The sequence below is a fragment of the Paenibacillus sp. LS-5 genome (genome assembly GCF_056121505.1).
On the sequence record NZ_JBWAVA010000002.1, the window covers coordinates 89,747 to 116,706 of the forward strand.

The following is a 26,960-nucleotide window of genomic DNA, read 5'->3' on the forward strand; positions in this document are numbered from 1 at the left end:
AGGCTGTCTGTGGGGGTAAGGAATGACTGACGTTCAGAAAAGACAACAACAAATCCGCAATTTCTCGATTATTGCACATATAGACCATGGTAAATCGACATTGGCCGACCGCATTTTGGAGTACACGGGCGCACTTACTTCGCGTGAAATGCAAGAGCAGGTGCTCGACCAGATGGATCTGGAGCGCGAGCGCGGCATTACCATCAAGCTGCAGGCCGTCCGCCTGACCTATCGTGCTGATGATGGACAGGATTATTATCTTAATCTGATTGATACACCGGGGCATGTCGATTTCACGTATGAAGTTTCCCGCAGTCTTGCGGCCTGCGAAGGTGCACTTCTCGTGGTGGACGCTGCACAGGGAATTGAAGCCCAGACCCTCGCCAACGTATATCTGGCACTGGACAACAACCTGGAAATTCTGCCGGTCATCAACAAGATCGATTTGCCGAATGCAGACCCTGAACGGGTCAAGCAGGAGATTGAAGATGTTATCGGACTGGATACCAGCGAAGCGGTATTGGCATCTGCCAAAGCAGGTATCGGCATCAAGGAGATTCTGGAGCAGGTGGTCAAGCAGGTACCTGCGCCAAACGGCAATTCCGAAGAACCGCTGAAAGCGCTGATTTTCGACTCGCATTATGATCCGTACAAAGGTGTTATTGTGTATGTGCGTGTAATTGATGGCAGCATCCGCGCCGGTTCGAAGATTAGGATGATGGCAACCGACAAGACTTTTGAGGTCATTGAGGTTGGAGCGTTCATGCCGCGTATGAGTATTGTGTCAGAATTGAACATCGGCGATGTCGGCTTCATTGTAGCCGGGATCAAACATGTCGGCGACACCCGGGTCGGGGATACCGTAACGGATGCGAAGAACCCCACACCGGAACCGCTGCCTGGTTACCGCAAGATTAATCCGATGGTATATTGTGGTCTGTATCCGATTGAGACCTCGGACTACAATGATCTCCGGGAAGCCCTGGAGAAATTACAGCTTAACGATGCCTCACTCAGCTTTGAGCCGGAAAGCTCAAGCGCACTGGGCTTTGGCTTCCGCTGCGGCTTCCTCGGACTCTTGCACATGGAGATTATTCAGGAGCGCATCGAACGCGAGTTCAATCTGCCGCTGATCACAACCGCGCCAAGCGTTATTTACCGCATTAAGCTGACCAATGGTGAGACCATTCAGATCGACAACCCATCCCATTATCCTGAGATTGGCACTATTGACTATATTGAAGAGCCCTATGTCAAAGCCGCAATCATTGTGCCGAACGATTACGTCGGAACGGTGATGGAGCTGTGCCAGAACAAACGCGGGGAATTCGTCAACATGGAGTATCTGGACACAAGCCGTGTGACCATCACATATGAGATTCCATTGTCCGAGATTGTCTATGACTTCTTTGATCAGCTGAAGTCAGGAACGAAGGGCTATGCGTCCTACGATTATGAAGTATCTGGCTACCGCCAGTCGAATCTGGTCAAGATGGACATTCTGCTGAATAATGAGCAGGTCGATGCCTTGTCATTCATCGTCCACCGCGACCGTGCTTATAACCGCGGCCGTATCATCTGTGAGAAGCTGCGCGGCATCATTCCGCGGCAAATGTTCGAGGTGCCGATCCAAGCTTCTGTCGGCACAAAGGTCGTTGCCCGCGAGACGGTTAAGGCGATGCGCAAGAACGTGCTTGCCAAATGCTACGGCGGTGACATTTCGCGTAAGCGGAAGCTACTGGAGAAGCAGAAGGAAGGCAAGAAGCGCATGAAGCAGGTAGGCAGCGTTGAAGTGCCGCAGGAAGCGTTCATGGCGGTACTGAAGATAGATGAGTAGCCGCAAGGCAAGCTTTTGCTTTTGCTGAACGATATGGCCCAGAATGTACTGAAGGGAAGCCTGACGGCTTCCCTTTTCTGGCTAGATATAAATATATAGTTCATCTTATTTTGAATAAAGGAGACAGCTATGACAAACCTGGATAATGGCCGTCCCCCGGAGGCCGTATACATTCATATCCCTTTCTGCACCAATAAATGTTTTTACTGCGATTTCAATTCCTACGTCCTGAAGGATCAGCCGGTCATGGATTACCTGGAGGCTCTGGACCGGGAGATGGAACTTACGGTGAAGAATACGCCGCCTGGTGTGATTAAGACGATTTTTGTGGGCGGGGGAACCCCTACAGTATTGAAACCGGATGAAATGGCCTTTTTCCTACAATCAGTCCGCAGACACTTTCCACAGTGGGATGAGAATATAGAATTTTCTATGGAAGCTAATCCCGGAACCACCGATAAAGATAAGCTCGCAGTCATGAAAGAAGGCGGCGTCAACCGGGTCAGCTTTGGCGTGCAGGCTTTTCAGAATGATCTGCTCAGCGGCATTGGACGCATTCATAACGTGGATGATGTCTACCGCAGCCTGGAGAACGCACGCAGTGTGGGTCTGCATAATCTGTCGGTTGATCTTATGTTCGGACTGCCGAACCAGAGCGTCGATATGCTGAGAGAGAGCATAACCAAGGCGCTTGAGCTGGATTTGCCGCATTATTCAATTTACAGCCTCAAAGTCGAGGAAAATACACTGTTCCATACCCTCTTCAACAAGAACAAGCTTCCGCTGCCAAGCGAAGAGGATGAACTGGAGATGTACCTTCTACTCATGTCTACTATGGAAGCTGCAGGCTATGGCCAATATGAGATCAGCAATTTTGCCAAGCCGGGGATGGAGAGCCGCCACAATATTACGTACTGGCGCAATGAGGATTATTATGGTCTCGGTGCCGGTGCGCATGGATATGTGCAACGGCAGCGACATATGAATATCAAGGGTGTGAATCCTTATATTGAAGCTTCTCTTAAGGGGCTTCCGCGTTTGGATAGCTTCACAGTCTCTGAGCAGGAGGCGATGGAGGACTTCATGATGGTGGGTCTGCGCATGCGTGAGGGTGTGTCGGATCAGGCGTTCCGGACGCAGTTCGGGAAGTCCCTGCAGGATATTTTCGCCGGATCGCTGAACAAAATGCTTGCTGCAGGCCTGCTTGATCAGGATGGGGATTTCTATCGTCTAAGCAAGCAGGGCATCCTGTTCGGGAACGATGTTTTCGGTGAATTTGTCGGTGCTTTGACAGAGGTTTAATTTTAAAATACCCCTTGAATTGTAATTCACTCTGTTGTATATTTATTCATATTAACAACGAGGGGTGAGTCACAGTGCTTGTCAAAACGGATATGTTCCACCAGCCGGCTCCTGCGGGAGACCACAAGGTGATATGCAGAAATGCAACGGTGGAGGATGTAGAACCGCTGTATTTAATGATAGAAGAATATGCTCAGCGCGGAATTATGCTTCCCCGTTCCAGGCAAGCACTGACCCGCCAGATCGACCAGTTCGTGATTGCCGAATTAGACGGTAAATTCATCGGCTGCGGATCACTGTTCAGACTGGGCGCTGATCTTGTAGAGGTGCGTTCGATCGGATTGCGTGATGAGGGTAAAGGCAAAGGCGTAGGCTCGATGATCCTGGAGAAGCTGACGGAAGAAGCCAGACGCCAGAAGATCCCCAAGATTATGGCGCTGACCTATGCGGTGGATTTTTTCCTCAGAAACGGTTTTAGCGTTGTGGAGAAGGAGATTTTTCCGGAGAAGGTCTGGACCGATTGCGTGAACTGCAAGAAGCAGCATGCCTGTGATGAAATTGCTGTGCTGAAGAAGCTGGATTAATATCGGAGTGGCCTTGTACCTGAAGATTTATTTTATATAATATACAGAAACCACTTTTCTGCAGGGCGGAAGCCTTGCGAAAAGTGGTTTTTTTGTTAACTTGTGATATGCATGGTGTGAATGAGGATGAATAGGAATTTGGCGGTATTGGGTGAGGCTAATGCATACAGTAGACAGGTTATTTGACATAGATCAACTTACGCTGCTCTTCCACTAACCGGGCAAGTTCAGATGTGGCATAACTCGAAGGATGGAAGGCTGCGAACATTGTGTTATAGGTAATGCTTGTGCTCGAGCCGTCGGCCATTTCAATTTCGAGCCAGTATTTGTCCCCAACCCATTGTTTGGTCTCATTCGACAACTGGTCAAACGGGATATATTTAAGCTTCGGATATTCCCGGATGAATACGGCATTAGCTTCAGGTGTGAAATCCTTCAGAGGACTCCCGTCCATGCCGCTGATAAAACGGACGGTCTTGATTTTGCCTGCGATATCAAGCAGATCGTTAAGGGTCTGCGCAGAAGGGTTATCAGTAGCCTCATACAGCCTGTCTCCTGCCATTATCCGGGCCGAGTTTTTATAACTTTTTACTGTGTAGAGTGGTGTTCCCACTTCTAGCACAGTGGCATCTCCATCCTTCATAGGATTGCGGGGGCACTTATGGTCAGCTTTGCGGTAGCTGATTTTACCGATTGGATCTCCTGTTTTCAACCCGCTGATATCCCCGTTACTATTATCCATATAGGTAATGCCATCCCATTGGAGGACAGGAGCATACTCAAGCTCACCGTAATAACATTTGTATGGCCCTATCTTCTCCAGCATCCCGACCGGCGAACAGCCTGACAACATAATGGCGGCCAAGGTCATCATTATGCTGAATGAGGTTAAGAACCATCGTCTGGGTGATTTCATTTCACACCCCCTTTAATAACAGACGAAGGAGTGCGGCAATGGTTGCGGAAATGTCCCCGAAGTATGGATTTATCTTGAAAAAAATACAATTTAAGCGGATTGATCTGCTCTTATTTGAATAAAAGGGAATGCAACTGGTCTGCCGTACATCGCGGGAAGCCCGGCTGGGCTGAAATAGGCGAACTCAAGATACTCAACTGACTTGACAATGCTAAGGTCAGTTTGGTATTTTTGTATTAGTGGTTAGCACTCATCTGACCAGAGTGCTAACGAATCGGGAGCCACAGCCGACAGGAGGGGATTTGCATGTTAACCGAACGCCAGAGAATGATATTGAATGCCATCGTAGATGATTACATTACTTCTGCCGAGCCGGTTGGTTCGCGAAGCATTTCCAAACGGGGAGATGTAGGCTACAGTCCTGCAACCATCCGTAATGAAATGGCCGACTTGGAGGATTTGGGCTATCTGGAACAGCCACATACTTCAGCAGGACGAATTCCTTCCCATAAGGGCTACCGATATTATGTGGATCATCTGGTACCGTGGAATTCTGCGGGATCGGCAGAAATGGGCACGATCCGTGAATTTTTTGCTGAGAAGCTTAATGCAACAGAGCAGGTTATCCAGCATGCGGCAATGATTCTTTCCAATATGACGAATTACACTTCCATCCTTCTGGGGCCGGAGGTTTTTCATACTTCATTGCGCCATTTCCAGCTGCTGCCGCTGGACGACAACACCGCCGTGGCGATCATTGTTACAAGTACCGGTCAGGTAGAGAATAAGACTGTAAGCATTCCACCGGGGATTTCCCTGTCCGAGATGGAGAAAGTGGTTAATCTGCTGAACAGCAAGCTGGTGAATGTTCCGCTCTACAAGCTGAAGAGCCAGCTCTATTCCGAGCTAGGGGAGGAAATGCAGCGCCACATCTCCCACTATGAAGAATTAATGAAGGTGCTGGATACGGCACTCGAAAGTGACCATGAACAGCGCATTTATCTTAGTGGAGCAACCAATATGCTTACCCAGCCGGAGTTCAAGGACGTCGACAAGGTGAAGAATATTCTCGATCTGCTGGAAGAAACACCTACGCTCCTCAAAATGCTGGCTCCTGCATCCGGGGGGCCTGGAATGCAGGTGCGTATCGGCATGGAGAATAAGCATGAGGCTTTTGCCAACTGCAGTCTGATTACAGCCACATATTCGCTGGACGGGAAGGCGCTTGGAAGCATTGGCATCCTGGGTCCGACCCGGATGGAATATGCGCGTGTAATGGGCATACTGGGTATTCTGTCCCGTGATTTGACAGCGATGCTGGCACACTGGTATAAGTGAACAGAGCGTAATTGTTTCGTGACTGATTATAAGGAGGTGAAGACAACTTGAAAGAGCAAGAGATTCAGGATACCAATGAAATTAACGATCAGGCAATACATGAGAATCAGGCAGCTGATGAGGCTGAAGCAGCCACTGAGAACGGTGCACCAGCTTCAGAACAGGCCTTCGAGGAGGCTTCTGGAACTGGAGAAGCCGCTAGACGCCTGCAGGAGCTGGCAGAGGAATATCAAGGACGCGCGCTGCGAGTGCAGGCCGATTTTGACAACTTCCGCCGCCGTACCCAGAAGGAAAAAGAGGAACTGGCACAGTATGCTACAGCCAAGCTTGTAGGAGAGCTGATTCCTGTACTCGACAACTTCGAACGTGCCATCGCTACAGCTCCGGCCAGTCCGGAATTCGAAGCCTTTAACAAAGGTGTGAATATGATTTTCCAACAGCTGGAAGGGGTATTGAAGTCTGAAGGCCTTACAGCCATGGAATCAGTAGGACAGCCTTTCAACCCTGAATACCATCAGGCTATCATGCAGGTGGAGAGTGAGGAGCACGAGGAAGGTATCGTGACGGAAGAGGTCCAGAAGGGCTATCTCCTGAAAGATAAGGTTCTTCGTCCCGCTATGGTCAAAGTCAGCATGTAGTTCTGTCTATATATGCAGGTTGTAAATGGGATCCATTACATTACTTAATAGAAAATCTAACTGGAGCTAAGGCTCCATATCATTTTGAGGAGGCACATTACTGTGAGTAAAGTTATCGGTATTGACTTAGGAACCACCAACTCTTGCGTGGCTGTTATGGAAGGCGGCGAAGCCGTCGTTATTCCGAATCCGGAAGGTGCTCGCACCACTCCGTCGGTTGTAGGCTTCAAGAAGGACGGCGAACGTATCGTTGGCGAAACAGCCAAGCGTCAGGCCATCACGAACCCGGACCGCACCATCGCTTCCATCAAACGCCACATGGGCACGAACCACAAAGAAAGCATTGACGGCAAAGACTACTCTGCTCAAGAGATCTCGGCCATGATTCTGCAAAAGCTGAAATCCGATGCTGAAGCTTATCTGGGCCAAACCGTTACCCAAGCGGTTATCACCGTTCCAGCCTATTTCAATGACAGCCAGCGTCAAGCGACCAAGGATGCAGGTAAAATCGCCGGTCTGGAAGTTCTGCGTATCGTGAACGAACCAACGGCTGCGGCTCTTGCTTACGGTCTGGAGAAATCCGAAGACCAAACCATCCTTGTCTATGACCTTGGTGGCGGTACATTCGACGTATCCATTCTTGAACTGGGCGACGGCTTCTTCGAAGTTAAAGCTACAAGCGGTGACAACCGTCTGGGCGGCGACGACTTTGACCAAGTGGTTATGGATTACCTCGTAGCTGAATTCAAAAAAGAACAGGGCATCGACCTGAGCAAAGATAAAGCGGCAGTACAACGTCTGAAGGATGCTGCTGAAAAAGCAAAAAAAGAACTGTCTGGCGTACTGACTACTACAGTATCCCTTCCGTTCATCACTGTGGTTGACGGCGTGCCTCAGCATCTCGAAATCAACCTGACCCGTGCCAAGTTCGATGAGCTGACTGCAGGGCTGGTTGAACGCACATTGGGACCTACCCGTCAGGCGCTGAGCGATGCGGGTATGACTCCGGCTGATCTGAACAGAATCGTGCTCGTGGGCGGTTCCACACGTATTCCTGCCGTACAGGATGCGATCAAGAAGCTTACCGGCAAAGAGCCTCACAAAGGCGTTAACCCGGATGAAGTGGTAGCCCTCGGTGCAGCCGTTCAAGCGGGTGTATTGACTGGTGACGTAAAAGACGTGGTATTGCTTGACGTAACTCCACTGTCCCTGGGTATTGAAACTGCGGGCGGCGTGTTCACGAAGATGATCGAACGCAATACTACGATCCCAACAAGCAAATCGCAGGTGTTCTCGACTTTTGCCGACAACCAGCCAAGCGTAGAAATCCACGTGCTGCAAGGTGAACGTCAAATGGCGAACGGCAACAAGACACTGGGACGCTTCATGCTGAACGAGATTCCGCCAGCACCGCGCGGCGTACCGCAAATCGAAGTTACCTTCGATATTGACGCCAACGGTATCGTAAACGTATCTGCAACTGATAAAGGCACCAATAAGAGCCAGAAGATCACCATCACCTCTTCTAGCGGCCTTAGCGATGCTGAAGTAGAACAAATGATGAAGGATGCCGAGCTGCATGCTGAGGAAGACCGCAAGCGTAAAGAATTGGTAGAAGCGAAGAACTCTGCCGACCAACTCGTGTATTCCACAGATAAAGTAATCAAAGACCTGGGCGACAAAGTGGACGCTGCTGAAGTAGACAAAGCGAACGCTGCCAAGGATAAGCTCAAAGCAGCTCTGGAAACTGACAACCTGGAAGACATCAACGCGGCTACAGAAGCGCTGACTGAGATCGTACAGCAACTGTCCGTGAAGCTGTATGAACAGGCTGCTCAAGCAGAACAAGGCGCAGAAGGCGGCCAGGGAGCTGCAGAAGGCGCGAAGAAAGACAATGTTGTGGACGCTGACTACGAGGTTGTTGACGACGAGAAGAATCAAGGGTAACCTTAGACGATAAGTGTATTCTGTACGAAGGGAAGGTCAAGACCGGGGCATCCCGTGTTTTGGCTTTCCTTTTAACATGTTACAGGGAAATCTGAGTATTGATGTGCGGAGGTGAAAGCAGTGGCAGATAAACGCGATTATTATGAGGTTCTGGGCCTCGGAAGAGATGCTTCAGATGATGATGTGAAGAAGGCGTACCGCAAGCTGGCACGCCAGTATCATCCGGACGTCAATAAAGCCAGCGATGCAGAGGCTAAATTCAAGGAAGTAAAAGAAGCCTACGATGTGCTTAGCGACGGTCAGCAACGCGCAAGGTATGACCAATATGGGCATATCGACCCTAATCAGGGCATGGGCGGCGGCTTTGGCGGTGGCGGCGGTGATTTCGGAGGGCTTGGCGATATTTTCGATATGTTCTTCGGCGGCGGTGGCCGTCGTGATCCGAACGCTCCGCAGCGCGGCGGTGATTTGCAGTACACCATGACCATTGAGTTCAAGGAAGCGGTATTCGGTAAAGAAACCGACATTACTATTCCACGCACGGAGACCTGCGATACCTGCTTCGGCTCCGGTGCCAAACCCGGTACCAAACCGGAAACCTGTTCCGTATGCCACGGCAGCGGACAACAGGAATTCGTGCAGAACACACCACTTGGACAAATGCGCAACCGCCGTCCTTGTTCCCATTGCTCAGGCACAGGCAAGATCATCAAGGAAAAATGTACAACATGTGCCGGCCAGGGTAAAGTCAAGAAACAGCGCAAGATCCATGTGCGTATTCCAGGTGGGGTCGATGATGGTGCACAGCTGCGCATGACCGGCGAAGGCGAAGGCGGTACACGCGGCGGTCCTGCAGGCGATTTGTACATTGTAATCCGTGTGAAGACACATGATTTCTTCGTACGTGAGAACGATGATATTATGTGTGAGGTTCCCTTAACGTTTGCCCAGGCAGCGCTTGGCGACGAGATTGAGATTCCAACCCTGACCGAAAAAGTGAAGCTCAAGATTCCAGCAGGCACACAGACCGGAACCTTCTTCCGGCTGAAAGGTAAGGGTGTTCCCCACCTGCGCGGCTCTGGAACAGGTGATCAGCATGTACGGGTGATCGTCGTGACACCTAGCAAGCTAAGTGATGAGCAGAAAGACCTGCTCCGCCAGTTTGCTTCATACAATGGCGAGAACACGCATGAACAGGAGCAATCCTTCTTTGACCGTGTAAAGCGTGCATTCCGCGGAGACTGATGGATTGCAGATTCTTGCACAGCAATAACATATAGATTCATACAGACGGCTGCACATCCCTTTAGAGGACGTGCAGCCGTTTTTGTTGGTATGGAAATCTCATCGGATATCGGGCAGTATTGTTTGAACTAGAATTCATATAAAGGTATTGATAAATGCAAAAAAAGAAGACCGTGTATGGCTCAGCCATACACGGTCTTCTGGTTCACAGTGGCTTTGGTACTTTGCCATGCAAGCTGGAGAAACAGAGAGTATTAATTAGTCAATTAATCCAATCTTGCTGAGCAGCTGGTAGAGTGCAGCAGCTGCTGTCTCACGGGTTGCTGGAGCAGTAGGATTGAAAGCAGTTCCTGCTTCACTACCGATGATACCCGCTTGGGACAAGACTTGTAAGCTGTCCTTTGCATAAGGTGCTACTTTGGCACTGTCGGTATAGGTTGTGAATGAAGGGTTAGCAGCGGCTTTCGGTTCAGTTCCAGTCAGTTTAAGCGCTCTGTCAAGAATAACAGCAAGCTCTTGACGGGTTACCTTTTGAGTTGGAGCAAATTTGCCGTTGCCAATGCCCAGAATCAGGCCTGCTTTGGAAGCAGCAGCAACATCATTAGCATACCAGTCAGATGATTTCACATCGGAGAAGGTAACGCTGGCATCCGTACGTAATCCAAGTGCACGGGTCAACAGTGCGGTGAACTCAGCACGTGTCAGATTGCTCAGCGGCGAGAATGTCGTTGCTGAAGTGCCTTGGATGATCAGCTTGTCGGCCAAGGTCTGAATCGCAGCAGCCGATTTGGAAGCGGCGATATCTGTGAATGCGGCAGCCGGTTTGCTTACTGCGGCATACACCGAGAAGCCAGGACGGCTCACTGTCACGATTGTCGTTCCATCCGACTGCGGAGTGAATTTAGAAGCAACCGGAGTTACAAGTCCCTTCTCTTCAAAGAGCACACCTGCAGTTTTTGGCTGGATCGCACCAGGTACTGTAAAGGATCTCTTAATGAAAACATTATTAGGAACGTTCAAGTAAGTGCTGCTTGTAGCTGTAGTCCAGGAAGCTTCAAATGAAACCGGGGTTCCGATTACCGTTGAACCTGGAGTGCTTGCAGTCAGCTTGCTTGCAGCGTCAGGCTGTTGCTTAAGGTCAAGCTTCAGGCTTTGGCCAGCAGGAGCAGCGGAGAGCAGGGATATTGGCAAGGATACAGCAGAACCGCCAATGTTAACAATAATGGAACTGCCTGATTTGATTCCAGCCAGCAGCTTCACTTGATCAGCAGTCAAGCTTAGTACTGCAGCCTTATCAGAGATAGTACCTACGGAGACCACAACGGCAGTCTTGGAGGCAGCGGCATTCACAGTAGCTGTCTTCAGGTCACTGTCGCTAACGGTTACCGTGGTTACGCCATCCTTCGATACGGTTAGAGGGGTTACACTTACCGGTGTAGCCCCTTCTTCTATAAGGGATTTGGCTGCAACAGGGATCACTGGCGCAGTTGGGGCAGTTACACCGCCACCGCCACCGCCGCCGCCAACATTACCGGGATCTCCGCCTGCTGTAGGGGCAGAACCCGTAATAAAGCGGAAAGAGGTATAGGAGCTGTAATATTTGTCATTATTCAAATCAATCTTGATAGGTCCTTTGGTATTGTCTTTTGCAGTGATAGCCAGGATCTCAAGTTTATAGACCCCATCCGTGATCGTTGCTACTGCAGGCTTGCCGTTAGCATCAACAATAGGATCACCGTTGCTGTCATAAGGCTGGTAGGTAGATCCTATGACCGTGCTATAACTACCCGGTACAAAGAATTTATTCGGTGCGCCCGTGGTGGCTACCTGGAAGGAACCTTTTTTGACATCGTCCAGACCCACCAGATTGACTTCATAATAGTTGATGTCATCAGCTTTCAGTTTGTAGGAAAGAGCAGCTGATGAATTAGAGTACACGATCGGTGAGCTGATCACCGCTTCCTGTACACCAGTGCCCCAATCTGGCTGTTCAGCTTTATCACTGATATGAACAGTAAATGGCAGATGGAGTGTCGGTTGTCCTGCGGCTGTCAACACTACATTACCTTGGTACAGCAATTCAGGATCAGCGGCTAATGAAACAGCCAGGTTGAGATTAAATCCTGTTGTGCCCAGGGCGGAGGCGGTTATGGTTGTTTTGTCCAAAGTGGCAGTCACATTATCCTCATCTCCATAATTCCATTCCACAGAGGCAGCATACGTAACGTCACTGTTGCTTACGTTCTTTAACTGCAGTGCTTTGCTGCCCATCGAACCCGGTACCATCACGCCGAAGCCTGTTGAAGGATTGTAGTTCGTGACATTCTGAGACACATAGTTTTTGTCCAGAATGGAAATAGGCTCAACCGCTTCGAGTAATGCTGGCGTCAAGATTGCATTCTCAACATTGGCCCGGCCGGGACCTTGAACATACAGATCTTCAGGATCTCCATTATAGAATAGAGAATCTGCCGTGTTCGCCAGAGCGGCACGAATGTCGAATGGCGTATATTCCGGATGTGCCTGCTTGATCAACAGTGACAAACCTGCGACATGTGGAGTAGCCATACTTGTACCGCTGATACGGTTATACGCCTTGGTATAATCTCCGCCATAAGCTGGCCAAGTAGATAGTACTCCGTCACCAGGAGCTACAATGTCTGGTTTAATGCTCAGGTTGCTATCCACATTTGGACCCCAGGAGGAGAAGCTGGTCACCTCATCACCTGCAGACATTGCCGGATGATAGTCCGTTCCAAAGGTGAAAAAGGTTGGAGTGTTTCCATTGTCTAGAATAGCTCTTGCTAGCGCGCGGCCTTTAATCCCTTCAATGTCGAACGTCGGAATATTGTCGTATCCGTCGCCAAGATTGAGACCTATGAAGCTATCGCGATCCTTGATATGCTCATCAAGAACGGCGACATTCTTGCCGTTATCGGACTTGAAGTTACCATTGAAGATAACTATAGCTTTAGCTCCATGAGCTTTGGCATTGGCAATTTTATCAACAAATGAAAGATTACCGCGTGATACCAATACGATGGAACCGCTGATATCGTCCTTTGGATAATCTTCTTCTGCACCAAGATTCGCGTATACAACTCGAACTGGATCTGTACCAAGGATGCCGGAGAAATCATCTTTGCCTAACTCATAAGCCATCACGTGGAACGGATAGTTAGTGTCATACGTAACCGAGGTTACAGAATTTGAAATTTCTGCCTTGAACTCACCGGAAAAGTCTTTTACCGGGCTGGTTACGGCACCAACGGATATCGCCAGCTGAGATACAGCCGGGGAGCCGAGTGTGAAATATCCAGGTCCATTATTGCCGTTTGCAATAACGGCTACCACGCCTGACAGCACAGCATTATTAATCGCAATGGAATCCGGGGAGTTCACATCTTTTTCGGAATCCGAACCCAGGGACAGGTTGATAACATCCATGCCATCCTTCACTGCATGTTCGATACCGTCGATTACCTGAGCCGATGAACCGGAGGATGTACTTGGCTTCTCGAGATTGCGACCAAGTACCTTGTACACATAAAGATCCGCTCCGGGAGCAACGCCTTTTTGGGCGACATCTCCTTTGGCAGCGTATTGTCCAATAATGGTGCCGGATACATGTGTACCGTGTGAAGTCCCTTCATAACCTACACCGTACGGATCTTCTGCGGGAGTCAGTGGAACTTCTTCATAAGGATCATTGTCCTGATAGAAGGAGTCATAGCCGCCTTTGTAAGCTGCTGCAATATCCGGATGCTTATAATCCACACCGGTATCGATGACGCCGACTTTCAAACCGGCACCATTATATCCGTGATCCGCAGCCCATGTGGCACGAATCTGCTCAAGTGGAGCATTGTCATTTCTGTAAGTAGATCCGGTTACTGTCTGATCGGGGAGAGTGTACCAGGTGCTGTTCGGATAAATGGAAGTAACGCCGGAGATCTTCGCCAGCTCCGGAATCTTGTTCGCCGGAACGGTGACTTCAAAGCCATTCAATATGGTGTCATACTTGTAGTTGACGGTCAGGTTAATGCCTTTGGCTTTAGCCTGGTCCAGCACAGTGCTCTGCTGACTCTTCACCTCAGCTGCGGTAGCTGTTTTGGCTAGAGCCGAGAACCCCTGCTTGGCGGCATATTCTCCGACCGCTGCAGGCTGGCCGCTTAATTGAACAATGACCCGGACATTATTTGAGGATTTGGTATTGATCTGTGGAGAAATAATATTCTGATCTGATTGAATTAAAGATGTTAGATGATTGCTAGATGATGATGTCTGCAAGCTGTCGGCGGCGAATGCCGCTCCTGGAATCATGCCGGCTGTCACGCCTAGTGACAAGGCTAATACAGACAGCTTACGAGGTAATTTTGTCCACTCCAAATGTAATCCCCTCCAAGTTATGTTATTAGTTCTGGCTCACATCTCTCCTGCTTCAGACAGTTAGCGCGGATTCTCCTTTTCTATTGATCCAGTTTATTTCCGTCTAGATTAGTAGGAAAAATATTAAGAAGATTTTACCACCGGTAAAATGTAAAATCCACACTAAATTTATGAAGTTTTGAGAAAAGACATTTTTTGATGATGTGTAATATGACATGCAGACCCTTATTATGGTAAATATCAAGCGGAAAAACGCCTAAAAATCTAGGAATAAATAAAATTCGGATGATACGAGTTAGGAAATGTGACATAATGAAACTTGAGTCGGAATTCCCCCTCATCTCTATAAAACCAAATTCTAGTAATTTACCAGCTCCTTTAAGAGATTTGTTTCTTTCCTGTAAAGTAAGACAGCAGAACGTTTAAAATTACGTTAATTTTACAGTTAAGTGAGTGGATGTTATATACTACTTTTGTACCATATTAAGGGAAAAGTATAGTTTGGGGAGTTTAAATCCAAGTTAATTCGTAGGGAAAATTCGAGGGGATATAAGGCAATGTTACTTTTAACAGAATACGCATAAATTCCCCTGCCCGTATGCAAAATAGAAATGTCGCGTATGGCAATCCAGGAAGGCAGGGATATTGATGTCTGAAAAAAATATACTGGCGTATTTTAAGAGTCCCGAAGCTGCCGAGGCAGTTTCCCGCAAGCTACAATCACTCCGCGTGATTGATATGTCCATAGACCGTTTCGGTAAATATCCGGGAGGGGCCCGGTATTCAGGTAATAATCCGCTGACAGGTGATATTCCCAGTCTGGCAACCATGACACTCAATTCCACGCTGGATAGTCATTCGGCCGGTATTTTGGCGGCTGCGGATTCAAGTGCGAGCGGTATGAGCCATGGCGGAGAGGGCGGACCTACAGGACGTGATATTTTGCTAACGGTTGTGCTTGATTCGGAGGTGTTTGATCAGGCGCTATCCTTAATTGAAGAGGCAGGCGGAATGATCTGATGCCTCTAGTGTCTATCCATAGAATATTTCCTGTATGACTAATTCAATTTGGAGGGTGGCAATCAAATGGACAGAGAGAACTCAAAAATCTTTTCTAAGACTGACAAAATGAAAATGTTATATGAAGCGAAGGCGGAGGATGTAGTGTATTCTGCGGCAGAAGCAGATATGGATGATCTGGAGGCGCAGGACCGCTCACTGGAGGCTGATAAACGTCAGCTTCATGAAATTATGAAGAAAGAGTAGCCATAAGGATATTTGGAAATGCCCCACGCCTGTGGGGTATTTTTGTGTTTAGGAGAGGGCGGGGAAAAGAAGTCTTGCTTGCCGGGAACTCATACGTAGTATAATTAGGCAGACAGGTTAAGTAGGAGGATTACTATGGATAACATCGTTTTATGGAGCGGGCTGGCGCTGATGGTGGCGCTTCTCACTTTTTTGAACCAGAAGCAGGTCTACTCTTCAAAAGTGAAAAGGGCTTACGGCGAGCTGCGCGGGCTGACGGTCAAGATCCGCAATGAGCAGTCGGAAGATGCCGATTTGGAACGCTGGGAGAGCGCGCTTGCGGAAATGAATAAGCATCCGAATGAATTCAATAAGCTGGAGGCAGAGATTGGCTTCCGGCGGGCTTATGTTGCATACCTGGAGCAGCACTATTCTCAAGACCCGAGATTGCCCGGTTTACGGGAAGCCGCAGCTTTCCAGAAGGATTCAGTCTGGGGCATAAAAATGGGGGATTACGGCTCGAAAAAATAGCGGGCAAACACGCCTGGAATGAATTGTAAGACCAATGATCATAGCGGACCAAAAACCTCCATATGCTTAGCTGTAGATGGATTTCATTTCTGCAGGGGAGGAACTGCCATTGGATGAATTTGTGGCCCGGTCGCTAGATGAAATACGTTTTTGGTCGAGGATCATGAAAGAGCATTCCTTATTTTTGGGTTTGGGGTTTAGGGCCGAGGATACGCAGCTTAAGAATGAAACCAACCAGTTTTACGCTATTTTTGAGGATATCGAGCGTAGATCCTATGAATATCAGGTTGGGGTCGATCCCCACATCATTCAAGCTTTTAATACGGAGGTTCGTATTGCGGCAACCAATATCTGGGCGTTCAAAAGAAAGGTGCTGGGGCTGATCCTGCAATGCAAGCTTCCGGGTCAGACGAACTTCCCTTTGCTGGTTGATCATGTTAGCCGGGAGGCTAATTATTTCAGAAACCGCTTGGAGGAGCTCAATTCCGGAAGACTTGAACCGCTGCCGGATGCCATAATTGATGAAAATGTATTTTTCCTGAAGATCATGGCCGATCATGCCAAATTTATAGGTCATTTACTGGACCCTTCGGAACGGAAACTGGTCGATCAGGCAAGGGAATTCAGTAATGATTTTGATAAGCTGGTGTTCCAGGCCATGGATTTGAGCCACATGCGCCCCCAATCTCAGACGCTTCCGCTTCTCAGCCAATTCGTGGACGAAAACCGGGTTTCTGTGCAATCTCTGCGTGATTTCAAGAAAACCGCACGTGATCTAATCGATGAATGCAGGATCAAAAGCATTATTCATCCTTTACTGGCGGATCATGTATTCCGTGAAGCAGAACGCTTTTTGTATATTCTCGATATGTTTGATCAATCATTATCCGGAGTTAAAGTCAACAAGCGGGAAATTCTGCATTAATACTTTGCGAAGTTAGTTGAAAAGACTCAAGACCGCCGGCACTATGCCTGCGGTTTTTTCTTTTATGGCGGAACTAATTCTTCATTAATGTAATCCAAAGCTCTGAATTTTCCGTTAATATGAAAAAGGGGTAAATTAAAAATTTTAAGTATGCAGAATCATAAATATGAGTCTTATAAGGAGAAGTCATAATGGAGAACGTATCAGACCTGAAAGTTACAGATGCTCTTGTGGTTAGAGCCTTGGAGAAAAATCTCGCTTTGATCCGCTTTGACCTTGAACGTAAAGTGGCTTATGTCAATGAGGTGTTCGCCAGCTCAATGAAATACAGTTCACAGGATATGTACGGGATGCAGCACCGTGAATTTTGTTTTCCTACATTTGTGAACAGCCCGGAGTATGAAGAGTTCTGGCAGAATTTGCTCTCCGGCAAGAGTTTTCAGGATAAAATCGAACGGATGGACTCCGAAGGCGCTTCGGTATGGCTGGAGGCAACGTATATGCCTATTTTTGACGAGACAGACAAGCGGGTCATCGGGGTGACCAAGGTCGCAACCAACATTACCTCCAGGCAGATCAATATTAGCGAGGTAGTGGAACGGTTGCAGGAGATGTCCGACAGTCTGAATCTGCGCGCGGAAAAAGGCATTGAACGGAGTCAGGGATTGCTGCAGAGCATTGACGAAATCGCCGGGGTCTCGAACGAGAACACCGTGACACTGGCCAATCTGCAACAAAAAGCCGGAGACATTCAAGGCGTGGTGCAGACGATCCGTGATATTGCCTCACAGACCCATCTGCTTGCGCTTAATGCGGCGATTGAAGCGGCTCATGCCGGTGAATTCGGCCGTGGATTTGATGTGGTGGCCAAAGAAGTGCGAAAGCTGTCGGCCATGGTTCAGAATTCCATCAGTAAGGTGCGTGACAGTGTAGAGGGAATTACAGAGGAAATTGGCAAAATGTCCTCCGGAATGGATCAGGTCCAGGATAGTGTGGAAGAAAGCCAGCGGCAGATTGAAATCGCGCTGCAGGAGTTCACTGGAATTTCCACTTCTGCGCAGGAGCTGGATACCCAGGCCCGTGAAGTGCTGAATATTATCTGACCCCAAGCCATTGCATTTTTCAGTAGAATGGAGGTGCCCAGAACCCTTGGCGGGGACGGGTGCCTCTTTATTTTTATGACAAAGGAGAGAGCTTAATTTTGAATATCACACGTTGTGCCTGGGTCAATGAAGACCCGCTGTATATTGCTTATCATGATGAGGAATGGGGCAAGCCCCTGTATGATGACCGGAAGCTGTTCGAGCTGCTGATGCTGGAGGGGATGCAGTCCGGGCTGAGCTGGTATACGGTTTTGAAGAAAAGGGAGCATTTCCGTAAAGTGTTCGATGCATTTGATCCGCATAAGATTGTACTGTATGACGAAGCAAAAGTTGAAGCGTTGATGCAGGACACGGGAATTATCCGCAACCGGCTGAAAATAAATGCGGTCATCCAAAATGCGGCTGTGTTTCAGCAGATTTGCCTGGAAGAGGGCGGCTTTGCGGAATATCTGTGGACCTTTACCGGAGGAAAGCCGGTGGTTAACGGGTGGAAAACACGGTCCGAAGTTCCGGCCACCAGTCCTCAATCTGACCAGATGAGCAAAGCGCTGAAGAAGAAGGGGATGAAGTTTGTGGGCTCTACCATCTGTTATGCGTTTATGCAGGCCTCCGGCATGGTGGATGATCATACGGCGGATTGCTTTTTCCGCCAAAAAGGCCCGGGTTCCGGGAGATAAGCCGCTGTTTGGCGCTGGGTGGGGGAGAAATGGTATACTGTTAAATATTCAATTGTTACAAAACATTTAGGAGGACCCACACACATGTTATGGCACGAACTGACGGTACATACAACAGAAGAAGCACAGGAGATGATATCCAATCTGCTGTATGAAGCCGGAGCAGGCGGTGTTTCCATTGAAGAATCAGGAACGCTGAATAAGGTACGGGACACCCGTTACGGTGAATTATACGATGAACCGCTCAATGATATCCCTGAAGGAGAAGCGGTGATTAAAGGTTATTATTCGGAAGCTGTTTCCATGAACGATATTGTTCAGGAACTGGCTCCGAGAGTTGCAGAGCTGCGCGAATTCGGGATTGACCCCGGCAAGGCGCTGATTTCGTGGAAAACGGTAGATGAAGATGAATGGGCCCATGCCTGGAAGCAGTACTTCAAGCCGCTTCGGGTATCGGAACGGCTGACGATTAAGCCGACCTGGGAGGAGTATACTCCGGATAGTCCGGACGAAAAGATTATTGAACTTGATCCCGGCATGGCCTTCGGAACCGGAACACATCCCACTACGGCCCTGTGCCTCCGCGCACTGGAGAAGCATATCCAGGGCGGTGAAGAGATAATCGATGTGGGCACTGGCTCCGGCATTCTTGCCGTAGGTGCTGTTCTCTTGGGTGCGAAGTCGGTCCTTGCGCTGGATCTGGACCCGGTGGCCGTAGAGAGTGCGCGGGAGAATGTGGCGCTGAACCGGCTGCAGGAAGTCATTACAGTAAAGGAGAGCGATCTTCTGTCACTCCTAGGCGGCGAACGGGCTTTGGATTCGTCGGCTGGAGAGATGTGGCCTTCCGCAAGATCTGGACATTTAGCCGAACCTGAAGAAGCTTCTACTGTTCCGACAAGCGAAGTTGGCCTTGGCGTTACCTTACCGGTCAAAATTGTGGCCGCCAATATTTTGGCGGAGATTATTGTATTGTTCACGGATGATGTCTACCGTGCGCTTCAGCCGGGAGGAATCTACATTACCTCCGGCATCTACAAGGATAAGGAAGATCTGGTAGCTGGCGCACTGACAGCTTCCGGTTTTGAGATTATGGAAGTATCCCGTGAAGAAGATTGGGTGGCGTTCACAGCCGGAAAGAGGTAAAGATGGATTTCTTGCAAAGTATTATACGTATTCCGCTGCAGCAACTCCCGTTCTTTCTGATTACAATTGTAATTGCATTTACGGTGCATGAGTTCAGTCATGCTTATTTTGCCAATAAATTCGGTGATCCTACTGCACGGATGCTGGGGCGGATGACGCTTAACCCAGCAGTTCACTTTGACCTGTTCGGCATTATTCTGCTGCTCGTCGCCGGCTTCGGCTGGGCCCGTCCGGTTCCCGTGAACCGCGAGAACTTCAGACGTCCCCGCCTGATGGGCGTGATCGTCTCGGCAGCGGGCCCGATTAGTAATCTGCTGCTGGGGATCTTGGGTTCTCTTATCTATGCCATACTGCTGGGAACCGGAACCATTGATTCCATTGCGAACGAACAATTGCTTCGGGCAGTTGTCTGGTTTTTCGGGATTTTTATCCAGTTCAATTTCTTTCTTTTTTTGTTTAACCTGATTCCGCTGCCTCCACTGGACGGATACCGCATTGTGGAGGATGTGGCTCCCCGTCCCGTCCGTGGAAGATTGCAGCAGTACGAACAGTGGTTGTCCTTGGTTTTTCTGCTGGTTATCTTCATTCCCGGGCTGCGTAACTATACCATTACTCCAATGAACAATTGGTCTATACAGATCGGGAATGATTTTCTTCAGCTGTTCCTGAAGCTGTTTGGAGTCTGAAGCCTGTAACTGGGACTATTCACAGCCAGGCAAACGTTGTATGATGTAATGTGGTATTTTTAGTGGAATATAGTTGAAAGAGCGGCGGCAGGGAACCTGGGAAGCAGGAACGCTGCCGCTTTTATGCTGAATAAGGGACAGGATGATGAGAACATGCAGCGTTATTTCGTAACACCGGGGCAATTCCTTCCGGATACGTTAGTCATTAGCGGCGAGGACGCCCGTCATATCGCGAAGGTGATGCGCGGTAAGGCCGGGGACAAGCTGATTGTCAGCGATGGAGTGTCCCGGGAGGCACTCGTGGAAATTGCCGGGATTGAAATAGGGGAAGTAACTGTCCATATCCTGGAAATGCTGGATATGACCCATGAGCCGCGGATCAAGATCACTGTGGCCCAGAGTCTGCCCAAGGGAGACAAGCTGGAGACAGTAATTCAAAAATGCACCGAAATCGGCGCAGTAGCCTTTGTTCCGTTTCTCTCAGAGCGCACGATTGTGCAGTATGACGAACGCAAGGAGAGCAAACGCCTGGACCGCTGGCGCAAAATCTGCAAAGAGGCAGCCGAGCAGGCCCACCGGAATATCGTTCCGGAAGTGCACTCACCGCTTAGTTGGAAATTGCTGCTGAAGAGCTTTAGTGCGTATGACGCCGTGTATTTCTGTTATGAAAAAGAAGAAGGCCTGCAGCTCCGCAGCGCGGTCTCCCCCTGGCTGTCCGGACTACCTCAGCATTCGTCCGGCAAGGTGATGGTAGTCGTTGGCCCGGAGGGCGGTTTCAGTCCTGAGGAATGCCATGCTGCCGAAGAGGCGGGAGCGGTATCGGTCGGGCTTGGACGGCGTATTATGCGCTGCGAGACGGCAGGCATGGTAGCCGCAGCTTGTATACTTTATGAATCCGGAGAAATGGGGGGAGCTTGAGTAATGCCATCCGTAGCATTTTATACTTTAGGTTGTAAAGTGAATTTCTATGACACTGAAGCCATCTGGCAGCTTTTCAAAAATGAAGGTTACGAGCAGGTTGATTTCGAAGGGCCCGCCGATGTCTATTTGATCAACACCTGTACAGTAACGAATACGGGCGACAAAAAAAGCCGCCAAATGATCCGCCGCGCCGTGCGCCGTAATCCGGAAGCGATTGTAGCCGTTACCGGCTGCTATGCGCAGACCTCACCAGGCGAGATTCTGGATATTCCCGGTGTCGATCTCGTAATCGGCAACCAGGACCGTGAGCACATTATGACTCATGTGAAGAACATTCAGGAGTCCCGCGAGCCGGTGAACGCAGTCCGCAACATCATGAAGACCCGGGAATTCGAAGAGCTGGATGTGCCGGGCTTTGCGGACCGGACGCGGGCTTTTATGAAAATTCAGGATGGCTGCAACAACTTCTGCACCTTCTGCATCATTCCCTGGTCGCGCGGGTTGTCGCGCAGCCGTGATCCGAAGTCCATCGTGGCCCAGGCGCACCAGCTGGTGGAGGCCGGATATAAGGAATTTGTCCTGACCGGCATTCATACTGGAGGCTATGGGGACGATCTGGAGAATTACCGTCTCGCTGATCTGCTCTGGGAGCTGGATAAGGTGGACGGGCTGGAACGGGTTCGCATCAGCTCCATTGAGGCCAGCCAGATTGACGGGAAGCTGCTGGAGGTCCTGAACCGCAGCTCCAAAATGTGCCGCCATCTGCATATTCCGCTGCAGGCCGGACATAACGAGGTACTGAAGGCGATGCGCCGTAAATATACAACAGAAGAGTATTTCGCCAAAATGGAGCTGATCCGCCAGGCGATGCCGGATGTCGGCATAACCACTGATGTCATTGTCGGCTTTCCGGGTGAGACGGAGGAAATGTTCCGTGCCGGGTATGACTTCATGAAGGCTGTGAACTACTCCGAAATGCACGTATTCCCTTATTCCAAACGGACGGGAACTCCGGCAGCACGGATGCTGAATCAGGTGGATGAAGAGATCAAGAATATCCGCGTTCAGCAGCTGATTGACCTCTCCGAAGACATGCAGCTGGCTTACGCCCGCAAGTTCGTAGGCAAGACGGTCTCCGTCATCGCCGAGAGATCGGCCAAAGACGCACCGGGCCGCAGCACCCAGCACGGCTTCAGCGATAACTACCTTCAGGTGTTCTTCGGCGGCGATGATTCGCTGCAGGGAGAGCTCTGCCAGGTGAAGATTACGGAAGCAGGCGTGAATGAGTGCAAGGGCGAGCTTGTCAGCGTGAACCGGAGCGGTCTGCACCAGATCGTGCAGTAAGATTAGATGCACAGCTTAACTCTACGCCCCACTTTGTGGGGCTGTTTTGCTATTTGGGTAATAAAGTCAGAGGGGCTTACGAAGTAAGTTTTGCGCGAAGAGCAATCGGTGAAGTACCGCTGGCAAAACTAAGTTTATGCTTACGAAGTAAGTTTTGCCTGTAGAGCAATCGATGAAGTACCACAGGCAAAACTTTTAGGAGGATGAATATGGCGCACAAGCAGATTTCAGCGGGCGGGGTAGTGTTCCGGACAGGTGCTGCTGGTCTTGAAATTCAGCTTATTGTGGACCGCTACGGCAAAATTTCGCTGCCCAAAGGGAAGATGGAGCCAGGAGAGACCGTGGAGGAGACGGCACTGCGTGAGATTTGTGAGGAGACAGGGACGGTCGGAGTGATCAGAGCGCCGATTGATGTCATTAAATATTCATTTAAGCATGCGGTTCACGGCATAGTGAACAAGGAGGTTCATTACTTTCTTGTAGAATCTGTAGGCGGTGTAACCAAGGCGCAGACCGAAGAGATTAATGCAGTGGAATGGCATGAGCCGGCGGCCGCCTGGATCCGTGGAACCGGCAATTCATACACCAATAATATTCATATTTTACGCAAAGCCTTGTCTCTGCTGAATGTGAAAATGAATAGTTAGAAAGTCCTGAATTGGGCTGAAACTGAAAATAAACTGAAGATAAGGTAAAGACTCAGGCACTAATTGTCGATATAGTGGAAGAGTGTGGAAAATAAAAACCGATAATTTCAATGCCTAAGGAGAGAACAAATGACTGTGTACAGGAAAATGACGAAAATGCTCTTCACTATGATCTTGCTGATTGTTGTAGCTTTTCCGGTAAACGTCTTTGCAGCAACTGGCGACACCACTTCGATTGAATTCGACAGCTCTGCAAAAGTAGAGCTTACCGTAGGCCAGACACCAAAGCAGCTTAAGGTATATGCCAATGTGGAAGGCTCCTCCTCCAAAAGAGATATAACCGCTGCGGCCAAGTGGACTACCTCCAATACGAGTGTAGCAAATGTATCCACTACCGGGCTGTTGACAGCGGTTGATACCGGTACTGCAACCATTACTGCAGTATACAACAATGCTGTAGCCACAATTGAGGTATCTGTAAGCTATCCTTTTAAGGATTTATCACTGGAGCGCAGCTTCGATGGCATCTATAAGTTGGGTGACAGTGAAAGTTTACTGACGGTCAAGGCCAAAGTCACTGGCGGAGAATCAGCCACTTCTGTGAAAGATGTGACTGCCGATGCGGACTGGACCAGCTCCAGTACCAATGTGCTGACTATTGATGATGGAAAGATCACTCTTAAAGGTGAAGGGACTTCAACCATCACAGCTAAATACAAAGGGTTGACTGCTACCTTCAAAGCCGTGGTACAACTGCCTTATTCGGCGATTATCCTGAAGGCGAAAGACACAGCTGTGAAGGAGCTGGAGCTGCTGGTTGGGGATTCCCCGGTTCAATTAACCGCGATGACCAAAACATCGGAGAGCAGCCCCGAGATTAATATTGCTAAAGATGCCACCTGGACAACCTCTAATGAGAGTATTGCGAAGGTGGATGCCGGCAAGATTACAGTTCTGGGAACCGGTAAGGCTGTCATTACGGCAAGCTATCTGGGTATTTCCAAATCGGTGGATGTCTATGTGCGTGCACCTTATGAAGCGCTGCTCCTGACGCCGGATAGCGATCAATTCCTCTTCCTTGGAGAAAGCCTGAAGGTTAAATCTTCTGTACGGGATGCTGTGAATTCAACAGTCAATCAATCTGTAAATACGGTTTGGAGCTCCGACAATCTGCTGACAGCAACGGTTATAGCCGATACAGTGGCTTCAAATGATGCCGTAGCTACCATTACTGCTAAAGCAGTGGGAACTACAGTCATCAAAGGTGAATACCTTGGCGTAAACAAATCGTTCAAGCTGACTGTATACCCTAGTCTTACAGATTTGACCGTAGAAAAAACCGAGCAGGAGCTATACACGGCGGACTCTGTAAGCCTGCCAAAAGTTAGCGGAACGAAATACGATGGAACGAAGCTCGACATCAGTGATCAAATCGAGTGGACATCCGCTAACGGAGATATCGCTCTGGTCAAGGACGGCAAGCTTGTCGGCGGTAAAGCCGGCACGGTAACCCTGACTGGCAAGATTAAGGAAAATGCGGCAGTAGCATCTTCCTCAGCTGTCCGTGGTAAGAGTGTGGAACTGAAAGTGACCGTTCTGAATAAAGTGCTCGTGCTGATCGGGCCTGAGGATGCAGTTGGACTGGTTATTGGAGAAGAGGATCCGCTGCCTGCAGTTCAGGCAGTGCTTGAGAACGGGGACGAGCTGGATGTCACTTCGGCGATCAAGTGGGAGCTTAGCGGCAGCAATGCTGTGATCAAGCAATCCGCAACTGGCAAAACCCTCAAGGGATTGGCGAAAGGCTCTGCAACTTTGAAGGGAACCTATTCGAATAAGACGATCAGCATCCCGGTGACTATTGAACAGAAAGTCGTGAAGCTGCTTGTAGAACCAAGCACACTTGAAATGAATATTAAAGCTTCTAAAACGATTAAAGTGACCGGAACCTTCTTGAACGGAAAAACAGCTAACTTCTCTAGCGCTATGAATTGGGTATCCTCCAATCCAGGTGTGGCTACAGTGAAAGGATCATCTGTAAAAGCTGTTAGCGAAGGTACAGCGACGCTCACCGGTTCCTACCAGGGAATTACGGCAACGGTCAAAATCACCGTGGTTCCTAAGCTGACCAAGCTTACCGTGAGTGAAACCAAGCTGAATCTGGCACCGGGTGTTTCCAAGCCGGTGATAGTAACTGCTTTGTATGATACAGGTAAGACTGTTATTGTTACTGGGAATACCGTTTGGACTAGCTCTAATTCTTCTGTGGCTAAGATAAATGATTCCGGATTGATTACCGGAGTGGGTAAAGGGACAACCTCTATTAAAGGTAAGTTCAACAATAAAACAGTAACGGTATCTATTACAGTAAAATAGTAAGCATATCCGGTTGAATCTGATCATCGGATGTCTAACATTAAGACCTGTTAATCCGCCTATATGAGGGGTTACAGGTCTTTTTTTCTTGAAGCATGAACTAGCATTAGAACTGTAAGGCTGATTGAAGTATAATGGTACAGCGATAATGCCTTTTCGGACTACTATGCCTGCAGCCGTTTCTCCAGCCGGGTCCATACCGGCAGGTAGCACAGCGGCAGCACGCCAAGTGAACAGACGACATTGAAGATCGTCTGAGCATGGGCAAGCTGGGCGGCAGGACTGCCGCCCATCCAGGCAGACAAGGATTGCAACGGCTGAATGAAGGGCAGGAACAGCAGGGCGCCGCCCACATTCAGCGTGACATGCGATCCGGCGACGAACTTGCCGGTAGCCGAACCGCCGATGGCGGCGATTACGGCGGTGACGCAGGTGCCGATGTTGGCACCCAGCACAACAGCGATGCCCAGCTCCGGCGGCATTACGCCGGAGCTGGCGAGGCCCATGGCCATGCCGATGACCGCCGCGCTGCTGTGCAGCATCGCGGTCAGGCAGGCTCCGGCGGCCAGGCCCCAGAGCGCACTGGTAGCCGCATGGTCAAGGAACCAGCGGAACAGGCCGCTGGCCTGCAGCGCGGGTCCAATAGACTGCATAACCGCTATGCCCCAGAGGACCATCGCGAACCCGGCCATTGCCAGGCAGATGAATTGCAGAGGTACGGCAATTCTGCGACTGGATTCCGCTATCCGTGAGCCTTGGGAGGGCAGCTCGCCGAGCATGACGGCAGCCGCCCATAGACAGAGCGACACGATAAGCAGCGGAGCGGCCATCGTACTGATCTGCAGGCCGATCAGCTCTGTGGTCAGGCAGGTACCAATATTACTGCCCAGAATGATGCCCAGCGTCCGGGCATAAGTCAGCAGCCCGGCATTCACCATGCCGATGGTGAGCACTGTTACAGCGGTGCTGCTCTGCAGCAGCGCCGACAACAGGCTGCTTGCAATCAGGCCTTTTAGGGGCGTGGAGGTTGCCTGGTGCAGACTTCTCGTAAGCAGAGGGCCGGCGAGCCTCGCCAGTGCAGCTTCCATCAGCTTCATGCCGGCGAGAAAAATCACAAGACCATATAGGACTGGGAACAGCAGATCACGGATCATAGGGACAAGCTCCTT

At 49.6% G+C, this 26,960-nt stretch carries 22 protein-coding genes; 19 read left to right on the forward strand and 3 right to left on the reverse strand.

The features are described 5' to 3' along the window. Nucleotides 1-22 precede the first annotated feature (22 nt). From lepA to AC0MA3_RS03730, 3 genes are all read left to right on the forward strand, one after another. Nucleotides 23-1,837, forward strand: coding sequence for a translation elongation factor 4 (gene lepA, locus AC0MA3_RS03720; protein WP_379161074.1), 1,815 nt, complete (start codon nt 23-25; stop codon nt 1,835-1,837). Between the two features lie 129 nt (nt 1,838-1,966). Then, a complete protein-coding gene (hemW, locus tag AC0MA3_RS03725) occupies nt 1,967-3,139 on the forward strand; it encodes a radical SAM family heme chaperone HemW (RefSeq protein WP_474655221.1) in 1,173 nt (390 codons plus the stop codon). A gap of 92 nt (nt 3,140-3,231) precedes the next feature. Next, nucleotides 3,232-3,723 carry an N-acetyltransferase gene (locus AC0MA3_RS03730; protein WP_474655433.1) on the forward strand — a complete coding sequence of 164 codons (492 nt, stop codon included), beginning with the start codon at nt 3,232-3,234 and terminating at the stop codon, nt 3,721-3,723. A gap of 178 nt (nt 3,724-3,901) precedes the next feature. On the opposite strand, the gene AC0MA3_RS03735 is transcribed toward AC0MA3_RS03730, so the two are convergent. After that, complete coding sequence (locus AC0MA3_RS03735) at nt 3,902-4,639, reverse strand: hypothetical protein (RefSeq protein WP_474655222.1); 738 nt, start codon at nt 4,637-4,639, stop codon at nt 3,902-3,904. 306 nt (nt 4,640-4,945) lie between these two features. Here AC0MA3_RS03735 and hrcA point away from each other — a divergent pair, with 306 nt between their 5' ends. From hrcA to dnaJ, 4 genes are all read left to right on the forward strand, one after another. Further along, nucleotides 4,946-5,977 carry a heat-inducible transcriptional repressor HrcA gene (hrcA, locus tag AC0MA3_RS03740; RefSeq protein ID WP_379161082.1) on the forward strand — a complete coding sequence of 344 codons (1,032 nt, stop codon included), beginning with the start codon at nt 4,946-4,948 and terminating at the stop codon, nt 5,975-5,977. A gap of 47 nt (nt 5,978-6,024) precedes the next feature. Beyond that, nucleotides 6,025-6,615: a nucleotide exchange factor GrpE gene (gene grpE, locus AC0MA3_RS03745; protein ID WP_474655223.1), complete on the forward strand. Its 591-nt coding sequence runs from the start codon at nt 6,025-6,027 to the stop codon at nt 6,613-6,615. Between the two features lie 102 nt (nt 6,616-6,717). Beyond that, complete coding sequence (dnaK, locus tag AC0MA3_RS03750; RefSeq protein ID WP_474655224.1) at nt 6,718-8,562, forward strand: molecular chaperone DnaK; 1,845 nt, start codon at nt 6,718-6,720, stop codon at nt 8,560-8,562. A gap of 120 nt (nt 8,563-8,682) precedes the next feature. After that, on the forward strand, nt 8,683-9,807 hold the full coding sequence (gene dnaJ, locus AC0MA3_RS03755; protein ID WP_379161088.1) for a molecular chaperone DnaJ: 1,125 nt from the start codon (nt 8,683-8,685) through the stop codon (nt 9,805-9,807). 258 nt (nt 9,808-10,065) lie between these two features. Here dnaJ and AC0MA3_RS03760 read toward each other — a convergent pair whose 3' ends face one another. Further along, nucleotides 10,066-14,196 (reverse strand): S8 family serine peptidase, encoded by a 4,131-nt coding sequence (locus AC0MA3_RS03760; RefSeq protein ID WP_474655225.1) that lies wholly within the window; start codon nt 14,194-14,196, stop codon nt 10,066-10,068. 648 nt (nt 14,197-14,844) lie between these two features. Here AC0MA3_RS03760 and AC0MA3_RS03765 point away from each other — a divergent pair. The 12 genes from AC0MA3_RS03765 to AC0MA3_RS03820 all read left to right on the forward strand — a co-directional run bounded on the left by AC0MA3_RS03765 (nt 14,845) and on the right by AC0MA3_RS03820 (nt 25,791). Then, the gene (locus AC0MA3_RS03765) at nt 14,845-15,216 is read left to right on the forward strand and encodes a hypothetical protein (RefSeq protein WP_474655226.1); all 372 of its coding nucleotides are present in this window, start codon (nt 14,845-14,847) and stop codon (nt 15,214-15,216) included. Between the two features lie 66 nt (nt 15,217-15,282). Then, entirely contained in the window at nt 15,283-15,462 is a 180-nt protein-coding gene (locus AC0MA3_RS03770) for a YfhD family protein (RefSeq protein ID WP_379161094.1), read from the forward strand. A gap of 135 nt (nt 15,463-15,597) precedes the next feature. After that, the gene (locus tag AC0MA3_RS03775; RefSeq protein ID WP_474655227.1) at nt 15,598-15,972 is read left to right on the forward strand and encodes a hypothetical protein; all 375 of its coding nucleotides are present in this window, start codon (nt 15,598-15,600) and stop codon (nt 15,970-15,972) included. Nucleotides 15,973-16,081: 109 nt separating this feature from the next. Continuing rightward, on the forward strand, nt 16,082-16,897 hold the full coding sequence (locus tag AC0MA3_RS03780; RefSeq protein WP_474655228.1) for a DUF2935 domain-containing protein: 816 nt from the start codon (nt 16,082-16,084) through the stop codon (nt 16,895-16,897). Between the two features lie 191 nt (nt 16,898-17,088). Beyond that, nucleotides 17,089-18,000, forward strand: coding sequence for a methyl-accepting chemotaxis protein (locus tag AC0MA3_RS03785; RefSeq protein ID WP_474655229.1), 912 nt, complete (start codon nt 17,089-17,091; stop codon nt 17,998-18,000). A gap of 98 nt (nt 18,001-18,098) precedes the next feature. After that, nucleotides 18,099-18,677, forward strand: a complete 579-nt coding sequence (locus AC0MA3_RS03790; protein WP_474655230.1) for a DNA-3-methyladenine glycosylase I — start codon at nt 18,099-18,101, stop codon at nt 18,675-18,677. An 84-nt stretch (nt 18,678-18,761) separates the two neighbouring features. After that, nucleotides 18,762-19,820, forward strand: coding sequence for a 50S ribosomal protein L11 methyltransferase (gene prmA / locus AC0MA3_RS03795; protein WP_474655231.1), 1,059 nt, complete (start codon nt 18,762-18,764; stop codon nt 19,818-19,820). Nucleotides 19,821-19,822: 2 nt separating this feature from the next. After that, the gene (locus tag AC0MA3_RS03800; RefSeq protein WP_474655232.1) at nt 19,823-20,506 is read left to right on the forward strand and encodes a site-2 protease family protein; all 684 of its coding nucleotides are present in this window, start codon (nt 19,823-19,825) and stop codon (nt 20,504-20,506) included. Nucleotides 20,507-20,659: 153 nt separating this feature from the next. Next, on the forward strand, nt 20,660-21,424 hold the full coding sequence (locus AC0MA3_RS03805) for an RsmE family RNA methyltransferase (RefSeq protein WP_474655434.1): 765 nt from the start codon (nt 20,660-20,662) through the stop codon (nt 21,422-21,424). 3 nt (nt 21,425-21,427) lie between these two features. After that, on the forward strand, nt 21,428-22,771 hold the full coding sequence (gene mtaB, locus AC0MA3_RS03810) for a tRNA (N(6)-L-threonylcarbamoyladenosine(37)-C(2))-methylthiotransferase MtaB (RefSeq protein WP_474655233.1): 1,344 nt from the start codon (nt 21,428-21,430) through the stop codon (nt 22,769-22,771). Nucleotides 22,772-22,980: 209 nt separating this feature from the next. Next, nucleotides 22,981-23,418: an NUDIX hydrolase gene (locus AC0MA3_RS03815; RefSeq protein WP_379161112.1), complete on the forward strand. Its 438-nt coding sequence runs from the start codon at nt 22,981-22,983 to the stop codon at nt 23,416-23,418. Nucleotides 23,419-23,547: 129 nt separating this feature from the next. Beyond that, on the forward strand, nt 23,548-25,791 hold the full coding sequence (locus tag AC0MA3_RS03820) for an Ig-like domain-containing protein (RefSeq protein ID WP_474655234.1): 2,244 nt from the start codon (nt 23,548-23,550) through the stop codon (nt 25,789-25,791). 164 nt (nt 25,792-25,955) lie between these two features. Here the strand turns inward: AC0MA3_RS03820 and AC0MA3_RS03825 are convergent, their stop codons facing one another. After that, entirely contained in the window at nt 25,956-26,945 is a 990-nt protein-coding gene (locus AC0MA3_RS03825; protein WP_474655435.1) for a Na/Pi cotransporter family protein, read from the reverse strand. Between the last annotated feature and the right edge of the window lie 15 nt (nt 26,946-26,960).